Origin of the sequence: uncultured Sphingomonas sp. (genome assembly GCF_964250165.1) — a bacterium.
In the GTDB taxonomy this organism is placed as follows: domain Bacteria; phylum Pseudomonadota; class Alphaproteobacteria; order Sphingomonadales; family Sphingomonadaceae; genus Sphingomonas.
The window spans coordinates 19454-36319 of record NZ_CAXUEK010000024.1 but is presented as its reverse complement, the minus strand read 5'-3'; the positions used below and the strand labels follow the sequence as shown (position 1 = coordinate 36319).

The 16866-nt window shown below is 69.3% G+C and carries 16 protein-coding genes; 5 read left to right on the top strand and 11 right to left on the bottom strand.

The features are described from left to right. A partial coding sequence (locus tag ACFE64_RS07340; protein ID WP_375391804.1) for a serine hydrolase occupies positions 1–637 on the bottom strand: 637 nt, incomplete at its 3' end. Positions 638–787: 150 nt separating this feature from the next. Here ACFE64_RS07340 and ACFE64_RS07335 point away from each other — a divergent pair. Continuing rightward, positions 788–2020, top strand: coding sequence for a cation:proton antiporter (locus ACFE64_RS07335; RefSeq protein WP_375391803.1), 1233 nt, complete (start codon positions 788–790; stop codon positions 2018–2020). Here the strand turns inward: ACFE64_RS07335 and nadB are convergent. Continuing rightward, positions 1972–3549 (bottom strand): L-aspartate oxidase, encoded by a 1578-nt coding sequence (nadB, locus tag ACFE64_RS07330; RefSeq protein WP_375391802.1) that lies wholly within the window; start codon positions 3547–3549, stop codon positions 1972–1974. The genes ACFE64_RS07335 and nadB overlap by 49 nt on opposite strands. Positions 3550–3728: 179 nt before the next feature. On the opposite strand from nadB, the gene ACFE64_RS07325 reads away from it, so the two are divergent. Further along, complete coding sequence (locus ACFE64_RS07325; protein WP_375391801.1) at positions 3729–4184, top strand: TM2 domain-containing protein; 456 nt, start codon at positions 3729–3731, stop codon at positions 4182–4184. On the opposite strand, the gene ACFE64_RS07320 is transcribed toward ACFE64_RS07325, so the two are convergent. Together ACFE64_RS07320 and ACFE64_RS07315 are read right to left on the bottom strand one after the other, a co-directional pair. After that, positions 4181–4630, bottom strand: coding sequence for a DUF4126 domain-containing protein (locus ACFE64_RS07320; RefSeq protein ID WP_375391800.1), 450 nt, complete (start codon positions 4628–4630; stop codon positions 4181–4183). The genes ACFE64_RS07325 and ACFE64_RS07320 overlap by 4 nt on opposite strands. 28 nt (positions 4631–4658) lie before the next feature. Further along, positions 4659–5045 carry a TfoX/Sxy family protein gene (locus ACFE64_RS07315; RefSeq protein WP_375391799.1) on the bottom strand — a complete coding sequence of 129 codons (387 nt, stop codon included), beginning with the start codon at positions 5043–5045 and terminating at the stop codon, positions 4659–4661. Positions 5046–5480: 435 nt separating this feature from the next. Here ACFE64_RS07315 and ACFE64_RS07310 point away from each other — a divergent pair, with 435 nt between their 5' ends. Next, a complete protein-coding gene (locus ACFE64_RS07310; protein ID WP_375391798.1) occupies positions 5481–7331 on the top strand; it encodes a diguanylate cyclase in 1851 nt (616 codons plus the stop codon). A 519-nt stretch (positions 7332–7850) separates the two neighbouring features. On the opposite strand, the gene ACFE64_RS07305 is transcribed toward ACFE64_RS07310, so the two are convergent. From ACFE64_RS07305 to ACFE64_RS07295, 3 genes are all read right to left on the bottom strand, one after another. Continuing rightward, complete coding sequence (locus ACFE64_RS07305) at positions 7851–8066, bottom strand: hypothetical protein (RefSeq protein ID WP_375391797.1); 216 nt, start codon at positions 8064–8066, stop codon at positions 7851–7853. 419 nt (positions 8067–8485) lie between these two features. Beyond that, the gene (locus tag ACFE64_RS07300; protein WP_375391796.1) at positions 8486–9343 is read right to left on the bottom strand and encodes a zinc-binding alcohol dehydrogenase family protein; all 858 of its coding nucleotides are present in this window, start codon (positions 9341–9343) and stop codon (positions 8486–8488) included. A gap of 202 nt (positions 9344–9545) precedes the next feature. Then, entirely contained in the window at positions 9546–9785 is a 240-nt protein-coding gene (locus ACFE64_RS07295) for a hypothetical protein (protein WP_375391795.1), read from the bottom strand. An 83-nt stretch (positions 9786–9868) separates the two neighbouring features. Here ACFE64_RS07295 and ACFE64_RS07290 point away from each other — a divergent pair, with 83 nt between their 5' ends. Continuing rightward, positions 9869–11194: a glycosyltransferase gene (locus ACFE64_RS07290; protein WP_375391794.1), complete on the top strand. Its 1326-nt coding sequence runs from the start codon at positions 9869–9871 to the stop codon at positions 11192–11194. Here the strand turns inward: ACFE64_RS07290 and ACFE64_RS07285 are convergent. The 4 genes from ACFE64_RS07285 to ACFE64_RS07270 form a co-directional block, all read right to left on the bottom strand. Then, on the bottom strand, positions 11094–11843 hold the full coding sequence (locus tag ACFE64_RS07285) for a fatty acid desaturase (protein WP_375391793.1): 750 nt from the start codon (positions 11841–11843) through the stop codon (positions 11094–11096). The genes ACFE64_RS07290 and ACFE64_RS07285 overlap by 101 nt on opposite strands. Beyond that, positions 11840–12367: a beta-carotene hydroxylase gene (locus ACFE64_RS07280; protein ID WP_375391792.1), complete on the bottom strand. Its 528-nt coding sequence runs from the start codon at positions 12365–12367 to the stop codon at positions 11840–11842. Before ACFE64_RS07280 ends, ACFE64_RS07285 begins: the two co-directional genes overlap by 4 nt. A 365-nt stretch (positions 12368–12732) precedes the next feature. Then, positions 12733–13461 carry a LytR/AlgR family response regulator transcription factor gene (locus tag ACFE64_RS07275; RefSeq protein ID WP_375391791.1) on the bottom strand — a complete coding sequence of 243 codons (729 nt, stop codon included), beginning with the start codon at positions 13459–13461 and terminating at the stop codon, positions 12733–12735. Next, positions 13454–14539, bottom strand: coding sequence for a sensor histidine kinase (locus tag ACFE64_RS07270; protein WP_375391790.1), 1086 nt, complete (start codon positions 14537–14539; stop codon positions 13454–13456). Before ACFE64_RS07270 ends, ACFE64_RS07275 begins: the two co-directional genes overlap by 8 nt. Before the next feature lie 123 nt (positions 14540–14662). Between ACFE64_RS07270 and ACFE64_RS07265 the strand changes: the two genes are divergently transcribed. Beyond that, the gene (locus tag ACFE64_RS07265) at positions 14663–16846 is read left to right on the top strand and encodes a prolyl oligopeptidase family serine peptidase (RefSeq protein ID WP_375391789.1); all 2184 of its coding nucleotides are present in this window, start codon (positions 14663–14665) and stop codon (positions 16844–16846) included. Positions 16847–16866 lie beyond the last annotated feature (20 nt).

Genomic DNA, 16866 nt, shown 5'->3' with positions numbered 1-16866 from the left:
CGTTGGTCCCCGCCCAGCGCTGGTCCCAGGTCAGCCCCGCGGTCTGGCTCTGCAACAGCCGCTCGCCCGGTCCGAAGCGGATGCCGCCGAGCTGCTTGGTCGCGATCATCGCGCGCACCGCCTGCGGGCCGCCGACATAGGTCAGCAGGCGGTCGTTGGCCGTATTGTCGCTGTGCGTGAGCGCGCGGGTGAGGAGGTCGCCGACGGTGGTGTGATAGCCGTCGCCCTTGACCATGTACGCCACCGGCTGGTGGAACAGCGTCAGGTCCGCGGGCGTGACGACGATCGGATCGTCGAGCCGCGCCTTGCCCTGATCGCGCAGGTCGAGCAGCGTCATCGCCACCCACAGTTTCGACACGGATTGCTGCGGCAGCTTCTGCCGGCCGCCCGCCTCCACCGTCCAGCCGTCGTCGACCGCGCGGATCGCGATGCCGGTGCGGCCACCGAAGGCGCGCCAGAGCTGGGTGACTTCGCTCGCGAGCGGCTGCGGCGGTGGGCGGCCGATATGCGGCTGGACGACCGGCACCGGCACCGAGACGGCCACCGGCGGCCGTACCTCCGGCGCGCCGGCCGCCCCGCCCGGGCGATAGCTGGAACCGCAGGCGCCGAGCAGCACGGGGGCCAGCACCGCCGGCACCGCCCAAATCCATCGCCCAGCCCTCGCCCACGCCGTCATACGCACACCTGCCCCGGACCCTGCACTCGATTGAGTCGGCGGGGGCGGGATAAACAAGCCCGCTTTCGATTTGTTGCGACGAGCGTGCCCGTTCGTGCGACAGGATGCGGGATGGTCGGAGCGGTGCAAGGCTTTGATTTCCGGGTGCTGGGCGGGCTGCTGCTGGTCGCCGCGCTGGTCGCGATCGCCAGCCAGCGGCTGCGATTGCCCTATAGCGCCGGGCTGGTGGTGGCGGGGCTGGCGGTCGCATGGGTGGCCCCGGGCGCGACGCCGCCGCTGACGCCGGGGCTGATCTATTTCGTGTTCCTGCCGCCGCTGGTGTTCGAGGCGGCCATCCAGATCCCGTGGCGGCCGCTGCGGCGCGAGCTGCCGCTGCTCGCCGTGCTGGTGACGCTCGGCGTGGCGCTGGCGGCGCTGGTGGTGGCGGCGGGGATGCACTGGCTGGTGGGATGGAGCTGGCTGGGGGCGGGGCTGTTCGGGGTGCTGATCGCCGCGACCGATCCCGTCTCGGTCATCGCCGCCTTCAAGCAGCTCCATGTCCGCCCGCGCCTGCACCTGCTCGTCGAAGCCGAGAGCCTGTTGAACGACGGCGTCGCCGCGGTCGGCTTCGCGATCCTGGCCGGGATCGCGGGCGGCGGCGCGGCGAGCGCGGGGGCGGTCGCGGGCAAGCTGGTGATCACCGTGCTCGGCGGATGCGCGTGCGGCGCGGCGGTGGCCGTCCCGCTCATCCTGCTGGCTGGGCGCACGGAGGACCGGCTGGTCGAGGTGACGCTGACCCAGGTGATCGCCTATGGCGCGTTCCTGATCGCCGAGCACCTGCATTGCTCGGGCGTGCTGGCGACCCTGACGGCGGGGCTGATAGTCGGCAATTGGGGCTTTCTGGGGTCGATCAGCGACGGCGGGCGGCAGGGTGTGCTGAACCATTGGGAGTTCGTCGCCTTCCTGATCAACTCGGTGATCTTCCTGCTGATCGGCGGGCAGGCCGTGCGCATGCCGATGGCGGCGGTGCTGACCGCGGCGGCGATCGCGGTGGCGCTGTCGCTCGCCGGTCGGGCGGCGACCGTCTACCCGGTCACGCTCGCCTTCGCGCGGAGCCGGCTACGCGTGCCCTGGGGCTATAAGCATGTGTTGTTCTGGGGCGGGCTGCGCGGCGCGCTGGCGCTGGCGCTGGCGCTCGCCCTGCCGCCGCTGCCCGAGCGGGGCGAGATCGTGACGGTGGCGTTCGCGGTCGTCGCCTTCTCGATCCTCGTGCAGGGGCTGACGATGCCGTGGCTGATCGGGCGGCTGGGATTGCGTCAGGGCGCGAGCACGGTATCGACCGGCACCGGCGCGGTCTCCGGATAGTCCAGCGTATAATGCAGGCCGCGGCTTTCGTGGCGGTGGAGCGCCGAGCGGACGATCAGGTCGGCGGTCTGGAGCAGGTTGCGCAGCTCGATCAGATCGGGCGTGACGCGGAAATGGCCGTAATAGTCGGCCACCTCGTCGGTCAGCAGCTTGATGCGGCTGGCAGCGCGCTGGAGGCGCTTGGTGGTGCGCACGATGCCGACGTAATTCCACATGAAGCGGCGGATCTCCGTCCAGTTCTGCTGGATCACCACTTCCTCGTCGGAGTCGGTGACGCGGCTCTCGTCCCAGGCGCGGATCGGCGGGACCGGGCTCAGCCCGTCCCAATGCGCCGCGATGTGGTCGGCGGCGGCCTCGCCATAGACGAAGCACTCCAGCAGCGAGTTGGACGCGAGCCGGTTGGCACCGTGGAGACCCGAGCTGGTGCATTCGCCCGCCGCGTACAGGTTGGGCAGATCGGTGCGGCCGTCGCGGTCCACCACGACGCCGCCGCAGGTATAATGCTGGGCGGGGACGACCGGGATCGGCTCGGCGGTCATGTCGATGCCGAGCCCGAGCAGCTTCTCGTGGATGGTGGGGAAATGGCCGCGTACGAACTCGGCGGGCAGGTGGCTCACGTCGAGATGGACGTAGTCGAGCCCGTCGCGCTTGATCTCGGCGTCGATCGCGCGCGCGACCACGTCGCGCGGGGCAAGCTCGAGGCGCTGCGGATCGTAATCCGGCATGAAACGGTGGCCGGTGCGCGGGTTGAGCAGCCAACCGCCTTCGCCGCGCACCGCCTCGGTGATGAGGAAGTTCTTGACCTGGAGATGGTAGAGGCAGGTCGGGTGGAACTGCATGAACTCCATGTCGGCGACGCGGCAGCCCGCGCGCCACGCCATGGCGATGCCGTCGCCCGTGGCGCCCTTGGGCGCGGTGGAGAAGAGGTAGGTGCGACCCGCGCCGCCGGTGGCGAGGATCGTCGCACGGGCGGTGTGGAGATCCACCCGGCCCGTGCCGCGATCGACCGCATAGACCCCCCACACCGTGCCCGCGCCCGAATAGCGCTCCTCATGACGACCGGTGGCGAGATCGATCACCACCTGATCGGGAACCAGCGTGATGTTGGGGTGTGCGGCGGCCGCCTTCAGCAGCGCCTCCTGCACCGCCCAGCCGGTCGCGTCGGCGACATGGACGATGCGACGGTGCGAATGGCCGCCCTCGCGGGTGAGATGGAGCGCGTTGCCTTCCTGCGCGAAGGGGACGCCGAGCCGCTGCAGCCGGGCGATGGCGGCAGGCGCGCGTTCCACCACCATCTCGACGACGCCGCGATCGTTCAGCCCGGCGCCGGCGATCATGGTGTCCTCGATATGGCTCTCGAACGTGTCGCCCGGTTCTAGCACGGCGGCGATGCCGCCCTGCGCCCAGGCGGTGGAGCCTTCGTTCAACGCGCCCTTGGCAAGGACGGTCACGCGGAACCGCTCGGCGAGATTGAGCGCGGCGGTGAGCCCGGCGGCGCCTGAGCCGATGATGAGGACGTCGCTGGTCATCGCGACAGGCCGATGAGCGAGGGTTTGCGGTCGGGACATTTTGGAGCGAACGGCATGGCGGACGCCCATGGCACAAGAAGGCGGCATCGGGACAGACGCGGCTGCGCCCGGTTCCCGGCCGGGCGGTTGCGTCGTCGCGCGACCGTGGCACAAGGGCGCGACGATCGCGGGAGCAGCGGATGAAGGGTCAGATACTCGGCGTCGACGTGCGCACCGGCGACGGGCAGCTCACCGGCGAGGACGGCCGCCGCTATCGCTTTCGGCCCGACGACTGGGCGCATCGCGGCGAGCCCGCCGTGGGGCTGCAGGTCGATTTCGAGCCGGAATCGGATCAGGCGCGCAGCATCTTCCCGGTGCCGGTCGCGGGACCTTCGCCCGCATTGGCGACCGCGCCGCTCCGGCGCGAGCCGATCGCCGACCGGAGCAGGCTGGTGGCGGCCCTGCTCGCCTTTTTCCTGGGCATGCTGGGCATTCATCGCTTCTATCTCGGCCGCACGGCGTCGGCGCTCGTCATGCTGGTGCTGACGCTGAGCGTGGCGGGCTCGCTGGTGACGCTGCCCTGGGCGATCCTGGACTGCCTGCGCTATCTGTTCATGTCCGACCGGGAGTTCGCCCGGCGCTACGGGCGCGATTAGCCGGCCGTGCGGACGATGGCGGCCGCGCCGGCGAGCACGGCGGCATCCTCGACGAAGCCGGTGCGGGCCTGGCTCCACCGTTCCATCGCGGCGCAGCGGGCGCGCCAGCCGGGGTAGCTCGCGATCACCGCCGTCGCGCCGCCGACCGCCGCGCTGAGCCAGCGCTGCCGCTTCGGCGCGAGCGCCATGCCGGCGACGGCCGAAGTGACGAAGCGCGCGGCCAGGCCGATCGGCACGATCCGGTCGGGCGCCGTCCGCTGCTTGTCGCCGGCCATTTCGCCAACCGCCAGCAGCGTCGCTCCGGCGGCGGCGAGCGGGTGGGCGAGCAGCTTCGGCGCGCCGCTGTCCGCCGGCAGCTCGCCGCGCGCCGCCGCAACCGCCACGACGGCGAGCGGCGTCATCGCGCGCTGGCCGCCGATCAGGCCCATGAGGAAGGACGCGAGCATGAGGGGAACTCCGAGCGGTTCGGTTTTGTCAAACCGCCCGGCCCGGCAGGCGTTCCGTTGCCACGGCCAGCCGGTCAGAGTAGGCCGCTCGCTTGGGTTTTCGCGGCTTGGGTGTCAGCAGCTCAGCCGCCGTGATGCGCAGCAGCTCGCCGAGCCAGTCGGCATCTTCCCATCGATCGGCCTCGATGAGCAGGTTCGGTTTGGCACCCGGATACGGCGGCGCGTCCGACACGGGTTCGGCATGGAGTCGACCGGACGCCGTTGGCTTCACGTCGAGCTGATCATCGCAGACCGACCCGATCATCTTACCGTCAACGTACACGCCGTACTCGCCGAACATCGGTTTGGCCGAGACCGTGCCGGCCCCTGCCGTCTGCTCAATCAGGTATCCAATCGTGCGGTGCTGCGTTGCCATAGCCCCAGCCTAACAGACGAGCTTCGCACCGAACAATGAACGTCCACTGCGTGCGTCGCCAACTGCGATGAACGAGCGGCCGCTTTCGCGGATCGTAAAAGTGCCGTTGAGTGACCGATGGTGGGTCGCCTTCACCGCTTCTTCCGCCAAGCTTGCCGAGCGCACGGTCACGATGGCCCCCGGGCCATAAAGCATCCTTCTCGCCACGCCTGCGAACGCTTATTGCCACCTCAGCGCGTTCCAAGCGGCACCAGTGTGAACTGCCCGGTAGAAAGCGGCCGCCAGCGAAACCGACAGGGTCGCATGATCTCCTCAGGCGCGGGTTCGCGGCAATCATCGAGGACGTGACGCACCCCCAGCGTGTTCCAATCGGTTTATTGTTAACTCTCGCCGCCTATGATGCTGGGATTCTTGCCGAGTGTCCTTATGCCCGCGATGCTCTCCTCCCTTTCGTCTCGCGTCACGCTGCTGGGTGGGCTCGTGTCGGGCATATTGTTGGTGCTGGTCGCGCTGCTGCTGAACGCCGGTGACCGCATGCGAGGGGACTTTGCGTGGGTCGGCCATTCCCAACTGGTCCTCCGGACGCTCGACGAGGCAATGGGCGATCTGCGCGAGGTGGAGTCCGGCCAGCGTGGGTTCCTGCTGACCCACAATCCTGACTACGCGGCCACGGTCGACCGCAAGATCGCCGATGTCGTCGCCCAGCTGACTCTGGTATCACGTCTGACTACCGACAATCCAGGCCAGAACGTCCGCGCTCTGGCGCTGAACGAAATTGTCCGGAATCGTATCCAAGTGTTGCGCGGCCCGCTCCAGCTAGCCCGGCAGAACCGATTCGCCGACGCTGCGGCGCTCGTCGCGGCTGGCAGCGGGCTGAGGCTCGCCCAGGACGTTGAGCGGCGGGCTGACGAGATCAAACAGGAGGAGCGCCGCCTACTCGTGATGCGGCTTGCCGCGACCGATCGCCAAGCGGCACGTAATCGCCTGCTGGTCGCGCTCGGCGGTCCCGCCCTCGTCGGCGTGCTGATCCTGTGCATAGCACTGCTGATGCGCAGCGTGAATCGTCCGATCGCCTCAATGCTGGCATCGATGGCGGCGTTCGGCGCGGGCGATCGCACGGCACGGGTGCAGCCGGATACCGGCACGCGCGAGTTCGACAAGCTCGCGGTTGCCTATAATCAGATGGCGGATCTGGTCGTGGACGCCGCAAGCCTCCGTCAGGTCGCAAGCGACGCGGAACTGCACCGCGCCAACGAGGAACTCCGCCGCCATGGCGAGGTGCTGCGCGCGCGCGGCGAAGTGATCGAGATTCTTGGCGGGATGGCGCACCGCATGCAGGCGGCGCGCACCGACGAAGAGTTGGCCGCCGTGATCCACTGCTTCGTGCCGCGTGTGCTGCCGGGCGTGGCCGGCGCGCTGTACGCGCACAACAACTCGCGCAACCTGCTCGTGCGGCTCGCGATCTGGGGCGACATCGGCGATACACCCGAAACTTTCGCGCCAGATCAGTGCTGGGGCCTGCGGCGCGGTCAGAGCCATTTCATAGACGTACCGGGTACCGACGTGGTCTGCGCGCATGTCAGCGATGCCGCCGCGACCTATCATTGCGAACCGCTGCTAGCGGGAGGCGAGGTGATCGGTGTGCTGTACCTCGGCGGGGTGATCGAGCCGGAGAGCCGCTTCCGGCTGACTGTGTTGACGGAAAATATCGCCTCCGCGCTGCTGAATCACAGCCTTCAGCGCGGCCTGCGCGAACAGACCATCCGCGACCCGCTGACCGGCTTGTTCAACCGCCGCTACATGGAGGAGACACTCGAATTGCAGATCGCGCGCGCCTCGCGGAGCGGCACGCCGCTAAGCCTGATCATGTGCGACGTCGATCATTTCAAGCGCTTCAACGACCAGTTCGGCCATGACGCGGGCGATGCCGTGCTGCGATCGGTCGCGGCCGAGATGCGCAGTCATTTTCGCGACGGGGACGTCGTTTGCCGTTACGGCGGGGAAGAGTTCACCATCATCGCGCCGGATGCCGAGCCGCGGACGCTGGCCGAACGGGCCGAGCGGCTGCGCGAGTCGATCTGCACGATGTCGGCGCGCCACGGCGTACAATCGCTCGGCCCGGTCAGCCTGTCGTTTGGCATAGCCGGCTGGTCCAAAACAATGCGGGACGGGGCGACGCTGGTCCAGGTCGCCGACGCGGCGCTGTACCGGGCCAAGCATGCCGGCCGGAACCAAGTGAGGATAGCCGACCAGCCGGACGAACATCTGGCGATCGCCGCGGAATAAGCCGTCGCGCCGCCACCTCGATCCGCCGGGACAACTGGCATTTCGCGACGACCTCAAGCACGGCGCCGGTGATCGTCGACATCGGATCCGGCAATACGTTTGCCGGCGTGGTGGCGTGATTTGCGTGGCCGAGCACCCTGCCGGCCGTGAACGTCGACGGCGCTGTTGACGATGAAGCTGGCGTCCGAGTGGTGCAGGTAGCGGGCGTATATGGCGGAAAGGCCCGCTCGCGTCGTCTGCCGGTCGTGCCTGGTCGTCTGCCAGACACGCTGTCGGCCTGGAGGCTGCTCGGAAAGTGACTACTATTCAGTCGTACAGATGACGGAACGCCGGCGCCCGAAGCGGCCGTCAAATTGACATGAACGAAGGGCCGAAGTTGGAACGCCGATAGAACGCCGTTAATGTCCGCCTCTGGGTCGTGGCCGCACAACGGTCAGGCAAGCGGGGTCCGGCGGTAGTCAGGACGACGACGCCCGACACGTTGCCGTCGTAGCCGTCCCGGTGCGCGCCTGGCAGGCATCACACCCGCGACACCCGCGACAGCACAACTGGGATCGTCCAGCCCCGCGGGAGACGGTCAAGATCGGTGGCGGCGATGACCCGCGACTCCGCGTCGAGGAACACCACCATGAACCGCGGCGGATCGGGAAATCCGAACCACAGCCGCTCACCCATCAGCCAAGTCTCACCCTCCGCGGTCGCGACCGCGTCCAGCGCATCGGCAAACATCTCCACCACCGCTCCGAAGCCGAGCCCGCTCCTCTGACTCGGGATGTCTCCAGCTAACCATCCGGCGCTTGCGAGTGGCGATGCGGAGCCGGTCGCCGACGGTCTCGGCTAGGTTGCGCGGCAGGGCGAAGCCGAGCGCCTTGCCACGGGCGCGCAACGCGCGATGCTCCGCCGTCTCGTCCACACCCCAGAACCAGCGCCACCAGCCCATCGGCTCGGTTTTCCCCCCCCCCCCCCCGCCCGCCGCGAGCGAGACATACCCGGTGGGCAAGGAACGCGCCCGCCGCAGTCCCAAGCGCCGTGCTGGTCGGGCTGCAGATCGTGCGCCAAATGCGATATAAAGATCGGAATGAATGAACGACTGCTTTGAAACGGCGGCAGCATTCCACTGGACGGCGGCTTATGGGTCGTGGATGCAGCGTGCGTCATATCCGGTAGACGATGCGCTCACCGTCGTCATTCCAGGTCGCCTCAACTTCAGAAAGCGGCACCGGACGATACGCCAGGGTCAGGTTCGTCGTCGCCGCCGCGCCTAAGACGCCGGCGATCGAAGATAGGAGCTGGTCAAGTCCAACGCTCCCGAGACCGCTGCCGACCATCTCGATCGAGGAGGATCGCAGCACCGCCGCCGGCATCGCGATCTCAGCGCCAGCCGCCGATCCAATCTGGACAAAGCGGATCGGGACGCCATCCGGAGCCGTCTTGGCGGCAGCTACGAGGATGCTACGCGCGCTCGTGCCCCACAGGTAATCAAGGACGACGTTCACGCCGGCCGAGAAGGACACTTGGAACGCCTGCTCCATGCGATCGCCATCATCCCCGATCGAGATCACATCGTCGGCACCCAGCGCTTCGAGTGCTTCCTGGTGGCGGCCGGTGGCGATCACCCGCGCGGCCCCGAGATGACGTGCGATACGAACAGCGAGGCCGCCTGCCGCTCCAGTGGCGCCGTTGATGAGGACCGTTTCTCCGGCCCTCAAATGGGCGCGGTGGACGAACGCTGCCCATGACGACATGCCAGGGTTCGCGATGACCGCGGCCGTCGCGTCGTCTACCTCGTCCGGAACAAGCGTCCACTGCCCTCCGGCAACGATAGTTCGTTCTGCCATCGCACCGAATGGCGCACGTGGGAGTAGGAAGTAAGCGCGGCGGCCGTCGTCGAGCCGTCCGACCCCGTCGACCCCGGCGACGAACGGGTAGGCTCCGGTCGAGCTGTAATGCGAGCCTGCAGCGCGCGCTCGCGCAAGTGGGCTGATCGCGGAGGCGGTTACGCTGATCGCCACGTCTCCCGGTGCCGCTTCTGGTTCAGCGAAGTCCGAGTAGGTAGGCGATCGCCCAGCGGCGTTGACCACAGCTGCCTTCACTCTGGTGGCTCCCAATGCTGTGACGACGCCCGATTTACGCCGACCGTAGCCGCATCGACAGGATGAATGAGTGGCCGAAGTTGCGAAGCGGACAACGCGGCCTGATCGTCCACCTAATGGGTCACCCGATCAACATGCCTGCAATAAGCCCGGCACCGACCTGCAGCAGCGCCGCACGCCGCCGTGCGGCGGGAGAACGGGTTCGGTCGGCAACGACGAACCGATCGATCAGCGGGTGATCCGACGTCCACAGCGCGATCCGTCGCTTGGGCTGGAGCAGCCCCAACAGGCCGTTGCCGATCATGAACACCGCCGCCATCTCAAGGGTGCGTCTCGCAGCGAGGGCCGTGGTCGGTGCCATGAACCCGCCTACATTTCTGCCGGCCATTCGTTCCCGCCCCGGCCGGCTGTTCCGCGACGGCTCGACCGCCTAAGGCCAGGCGGATGGGCCGACGCTTCGCAATTATCGCGCCGCCGCTGGCCGGACATTACGATCCCCTGCGGGTCCTCGCGCGGGAACTGGTTGCGCGCGGTCATCTGCCGGTGTTCTTCCACCTGGCCGACGCCGCGCCGATGGTGGACGACGACGGCGTCGGCTTCCGGGCCGTCTCACACCCCCGCGCGCGCGCCTACGACCTGGCCCGATACCGGCGCCGCCTGGCCCAGGCCGATCGGCCGGCGGGTCTGCTGGCGATGATCGAAGCGACCGCGGCGATCACGGCGCTGCTGCTCGATACGCTGCCGGCAGCGCTGACCGCGGCCAGCATCGACGCGGTGATCGCCGATGCGACCGAGCCCGCCGGCGGCCTGGTCGCCCGGCATCTCGGCCTGCCGCTGATCGTCAGCGTCACCGGCCTGCCGCTGTTGCGCGAGGCGGGGGTGCCGCCGCCCTTCATTGGCTGGCGCTACCGGCCGGACCGGCTGGGCCGCGCCCGCAACGCGGTCGGCTACGCAATCGTCGATCGGCTGATGCGGCCGGTCAGCCGGGTGATCGGCCAACGGGCCAGGGCCTGGGGCCTGACACCAAGCATGGGCGAGGACGCGTGGCTGCAGGTCGCCCAGTGCCCGGCCGCCTTCGACTTCCCCCGCCGGGCGCTGCCCGCCGGCTTCCACTACGGTTCCCCGTTCCGCGCCGGCACCGCCGCCCCGCTCGACCTGCCGGACGACGGTAGGCCGCTGGTCTACTGCTCGCTGGGTAGCCTGCAAGGTGCCCGGCCGGCGATGTTCGCCGCGATGACGCGCGCGTGCGCGGCGCTCGGCGCGCGGGCGGTGGTGGCCCATGGCGGCGGCCTGACCGAGCTGGAGGCGCGCTCGCTGCCGGGCGAACCGCTGGTCCGGGCGTTCTGGCCGCAGCCGGCGGTGCTGGCGCGCTGTGCTGCCGCAGCGGTCCATGGCGGCTTCAACACCGTGCTCGACGCGCTGGCGGCGGGCGTGCCAATGGTGGCGGTGCCGATCGCGTTCGAGCAGCCGGGGACCGCAGCGCGGCTGGCGTATCACGGGGCCGGGGTGGTCCTGTCGCGCCGGGCGCTCGTCGCGGGCCGGCTGGAGGGCAGCCTCGCGACCGTCCTTGCCGACGGGCCGCACCGCGCGGCGGCGGCACGGATTAGCCGTGCAATTGCGACGTCAGGCGGCGCGGCGCACGCGGCGGCGCTGATCGAGGCGGCGATCGCTAGCGGCGGGCGGCCCGGCGCACCGCCGGCAGCCGCCACCACGGCACCCCCGGCGTCAGATGGTGCTCGCGATGATAGCCGCCGAAGTGGAAGCAGGTGAGCAGCGACACCAGCGGTGAGGCGGCCGAGCTGCGCGCGCGGTGATGGTCGGCGAACGGCTCCGCCGAATGGCGGTGGGGAAGATAGGTGCCGAACACGAACAGCTGCACCAGCGCGAGCAGCGCCGGCACCGCCCAGAACAGGACGATGTTCTCCAGCCGCGCGCCGAACAGCAGAATGTAGGCGAGCGCCACGGCGGTGATCCGCAGGATCTGGCTGTGCGTGTAGTAGCCGCGGACGAACCGCCCGAACCACGGTAGCAGGCGGTATGGGTCGTCGGCGTGGAAGTCCGGATCGCCCGCCAGACCGGAGTGGCGATGGTGGGCGGCGTGCTTGGGCAGCAGCTCGCGATATGACAAGGTGGCGTAGAGGCCTAGGCAGGCGCTGCCGACGGCCCGGTTCACGCGCGGCCAACCCGGCGTCAGTGTGCCGTGCATGGCGTCATGCGCGATGATGAACAACCCGGTGCTGAGCCAGATCTGCATGGCGACCATTGCCAGCGCGAGCGGCACGGTGGCCCATCGCCACGACCAGAAGAAGATGCCCGTGACATGGATGGCCAGCCACGCCGCGATTATCGCGGCGGCGATGCCGAGCCCCGTCACGCGCTGTCGCATCAGATCGAGGGGGGCCGGGCCCGCAACGCTCACGGACGCAGCTCGCCGGCCGGGAGGCGGGCACCGCGGCCGGCCCGCAGCTGCGCCCCCTGATGGCGCCGCGCCGCGTCGAGCTGCGCCTTGAGCCGGGCCGGGCTGGGCGCGATCAGGAAGCCGTGGCTCACCGTCCCGTCGCGGCCCTGCACGGCATGATGGAGGCGATGCGCCTGCACCAAGCGCTTGAAATAGCCGCGCCGGGGCGACCAGCGGAAACCGCCGCGTTGGTGGACCAGCATGTCGTGGACGAAGGCGTAGATCGCGCCATAGGCGGTGATGCCGAGTGCCGCCCACCATAGCGGCTCCCACCGCAGACCGGCCACGAACAGGGCGATGACCAGCACCGAGAAGCTGAGGGCATAAAGGTCGTTCTTCTCGAACCAGCCGATCGCCGGCTCGTGATGCGACCGGTGCCAGCCCCAACCAAAGCCATGCATGACGTAGCGGTGTGCCGCCCAGGCGATCACCTCCATCATCGCCACCATGGCGATAACCGTCGTGACCTTCTCCCACCAAGTCATCGCCGACCTCATGCTGCGCTACCAGCGCCCATCCATGACGAGCTACCGATATTGGTTAGCTCCTATTTCTCTGCAGGTTCAAGGTTTAAGCCACTCATGGGAAATCTGCGTCACAGCCCGCATTCGCGTCGGCCATCGGCTCGGGAACTTAAGTAAGGGGCCGCCAATCGCATGCAGGCTCTTCCCGCAAGCTCTCGTCATGAACTCCAGCATTCGTGCGACGTCCCGATCGTCCGGTCATGCGACAGCCTTCACCGCGCGAAAGCCACGCTGCCGTTCCGGTTGATCCAAGCCGGGAAATCAGCACATGAACGGATGACCGGTCTCGAAGTGCGCTCAAGCCGGCATGAACGGCCGAGACTGGGTCAGGACCGCCCTGCCACCTTCAGCACCTGCTTCAACGCAGGGAGGAACGAGCGGCCGATCGTGAACTGCTCGCCCGACCCGATGCGGACGGCCCAGCTCCCGCCATCGGGTACCAGCGCCTCGATCCGATCGCGGTTGACCAGCATCGAGCGGTGGATGCGGACGAAGCGGTCGCTGCCGAGGCGTTGCTCGATCGCGTACAGGCGTTCCGCGACGAGATAGCTGATTGCGCCGGTATGCAGCCGTGCATAATCATCCTCGCCGCTGATGCGGTCGATGTCGCTGGCCTCTACCCGCACCAGCGCGCCGCCAGTGGGTGCCCAGAACACGGTGTCGCGCTCCGCCGGTGGCGAGGCTGTGGTGCGCCGCGCGACGCGGTCGATCGTGGCGCGCAGCAGCGCCGGGTCGACGGGCTTCAGCAGGTAGCCGACCGCGTCGACCGCGAACGCCTGGATCGCGAACCGCTCGAATGCGGTGACGAACACGATCGCGGGCGCCGGGTCGCGGCCGACCAGATGCTCGGCGAACGCCAGCCCCGACATGCCGGGCATCTCGATGTCGAGCAGGATGACGTCGACGACGGCGCGGTCGAGGATCGCGAGCGCCTCCGGCCCGCCACTGGCAGTGGCGACCACCGCGATCTCCGGCATCGCCTCGCACAGCCGCGCGAGGCGTCGCACGGCGGCGGGCTCGTCGTCGACGATCAGGACGCGCAGGCGATCAGTCATGCGGCAGCTCGATTCGCGCGCGGTAGCCGCCGCCTGCGCGCGGGCTCGCGATCAGCTCGGCCGCCGCGCCGTAGCGCAGGCGCAATCGCTCGCGGACATTAGAGAGGCCGATCCCGAACCCGGCGGCGGGGGCATCGCGGGCTGGACCGTCATCATCGACCGTCAGTACCAGATGATGGTTCGCCAGCTCGGCGGCGATGCGAATGGTCACGACATCGTGCGACGCGCCCAGCGCGTACTTCACCGCGTTCTCGACCAGCGGCTGAAGGATCAGGCGCGGCACGAGCGTGCCCGCCAGCCGGTCGGGCAGGTCGATCTCGACGCGCAGCCGATCCTCGAACCGCCGTGCCTCCAGCGCGAGGTACAGGCGTTGCAGGTCAATCTCGTCGGCGAGTGGAACTTCCGGCGCGGCGTCGGCCTCGCCCAGCATTCGGCGCAGCAGCGCCGACAGGTCAAGGATCATGCAATCGGCGTCCGCCGCGCGGCCGGTCTGCACCAGCTCGGCGAGCGCGTTGAGCGCGTTGAACAGGAAGTGCGGGTTGATCTGGTATCGCAACGCGCGCAACTCGGCCTGCGCGCCCGCCTTCTCCGCCGCCGCAGACCGCGCCGCCGCGCGCAGGAACAGGTAGAGGATCGCCCAGCCGCCGAAGAAGAAGAACCACGACACCGACGTGTCGACCACCTCGTAGCGGAACACCGACGCATAGCCCCAGCGCGCGACGTCGGCGGCGATCGAGGGCGGCGGGTTCCAGCCATAGAACAGGAACCAGTTGAGGCAGGCGAAGGCGATCGTGGCGGGAACCGCGCCGACCAGCGCCGCGACCGCGACCGGCGCGGGCCGGTCGCCGCGCACCCAGCGTAACCCCCGCCAGAACAGTACCATCAGCGCCGCGCCGCCGAGCGCGGCGAGCAAGCGGCGCGGGAGCAGATCGCCCGGTTCCGCGAACCCGAGCAGCAGCGCGCGCAGGCTCATCAGCACGATCCATCCCGACCAGAAGATCGCGATCGAGGCGAGGACGGCGCGGCGCGGCAGATCGAGCGCGGGCGCAGATGCCGGAATGTGGGAGGTTCGGGTCACGCGTCCTTCTATCCCGCCCTCGCCACTGCGCCATCGTCGTTCGCCGATCGCTGCCGACGTTCACCGATCGGCGGAGGCGCCGGGGCGACCATGGTGTCATCGGGACGGGCGAGGAGACCGCTTGTGACCCAAACCGCCGATCGTCCGCTTTCCCGCCGCCGCTTCCTGACCAGCGCGGGCCTGATTGGGGGCGTCGCCTTCCTGCCCCGTATCGCTTGCGCCGCCGCTCCCGCGCGTCCGCCGGTCGCACGGCTGGAGCCGGTTACCGAGACCCTGTGGGGCGAGAAGATCGTCGACCGCTATCGCTGGCTGGAGAACCGGGCGGACCGCGACTGGCTGCCGTTCATGCGCGGCCAGGACAGCTACGCGCGCGGCGTGCTGGCCGCCTGCCCGGACCGGCCCCGGCTGCTTCAGCGGATCGCTGAACTGTCGGGCGACGTGACGCAGGTGACCTACCCCAAGCCGGCGGGCGCGATCCGGTTCCTGCAGAAGCGCGAGGCAGGAGCCGCCATCGCGCGCATCGTCGCGCACTATCCCGACGGGCGCCAGCAGGTGCTGGCCGATCCGGCGGCGTTCGCGGCCGGCGGCGCGCCCGCTGCGATCACCTGGTGGGTGCCGTCGCCGACCGGGCGCTACCTGGCGTTCGGGGTCGCGCTGGCGGGGTCGGAGAACGCGATCGGCCACGTCGTCGAGGTTGCGAGCGGGCGACTGCTCCCCGACCGGGTCGCCGACGCGCACTATGCCGCCGCGGCCTGGCTGCCCGACGACAGCGGCTTCTTCTACAACCGCTTTGCCGGCCGACCGGCGGGTAACCCCGATTTCTACAACGATCGCAGCCTGTGGCTCCACCGTGTCGACACCGCGCAGGCCGCCGACCGCAGGATCATGGCGGCGGGCATCGACGCCGCCGTTCCGATGGCGTCGATCTCGTCGCCCGAAATGCAGGTCGGGATCGGCTCCGACCACGTCGCGCTGCTGATGCGCGACGGCTATGTCCGCGCCTTCGCCATCTATCTCGCGCGGCTGGACGACGTACTAGCCGGCAAGGCGACGTGGCGGCGGGTCTGCACGGCGGACGAGGGCGTCGCCGACTTCGCGCTGAGCGGGGCCACGCTCTACGTCATCGCCAATCGCCCCGCCGCCAACGGCGCGCTGCTCGCGATCGACGCGGCGACGGGGACGCTGGCGACGGCGCACGTCGTCGTGCCCGCCGGTGCAAGCGTGCTCGACGAGCTCAACGCCGGGCGCGAGGGCACCTTTGTCACGGTCAATGACGGCGGCGAGCAGAGCTTGTTCTTCCAGTCCGCGGCGGGCCCCATGCGGCGCGTGGCGCTGCCCTATGCAGGCTGGGTGCAGAGCGTCGCGGTCAATGCGCAGAACGGGGCCGCGCTGGTGCGGGTCACCAGCTGGCTGCAGCCCGGCACGATCTTCGCGGTCGATGGCCGAACCGGCAGCGCGACCCGCACCGCGCTCCAGCAGCGCCCCGCCATCGACCTCTCGCCTTACGAGTATGCCCGCGTCTTCGCGACCGCGCGCGACGGGACGCGGGTGCCGATCTCGATCGTTCGCCGCAAGGGGCCGATCAGGGCCGCACCGTGCCTCGTCCATGCCTATGGGGCCTATCAATGGCCATCCCAGCCCGCCTTCGACGCGCGCAACATCGCGTTCCTGGAGGCCGGCGGTACAATCGCCACCGCGCACGTCCGCGGCGGCGGCGAATATGGCCACGCCTGGCACGAGGCCGGCATGAAGGCGACCAAGCCCAACACCTGGCATGACCTGATCGACTGCTGCGAGACGCTGGTCGCGAGGGGCTATACCTCAGCCCAGCAGCTCGCGATCCTCGGCGGGTCGGCCGGCGGAATCACGGTGGGCCGGGCGATGACCGAACGCCCCGACCTGTTCGCCGCCGTGATCTCCAAAGTCGGCATGTCCAATCCGTTACGCGCCGAGTTCGAGCCCAACGGCCAACCCAACGTACCCGAGTTCGGGTCGATCATGGACGAGGCGGGCTACCGCGCGCTGAAGGCGATGGACAGCTATCAGGCGGTGAGCGACGGTGTGCACTACCCGCCAATCCTGCTCACCACGAGCAGCAACGACATCCGCGTCGCGCCGCACAACGCCGGCAAGATGGCCGCGCGGTTGCAGGCGGCGAACCCCGGCGGGGTCGCGTTGCTGCGGATTGACTTCGACGGCGGGCACGACATGAACGATCTGTCCAAGGCTAAGTCCGACGCGGAGTACGCCGACGATTTCGCATTCGTGCTGTCGATGACGTCCCACCGGAGCAGCATGTCGAGCTGAGTAGCCGAGCCGTTCCATGG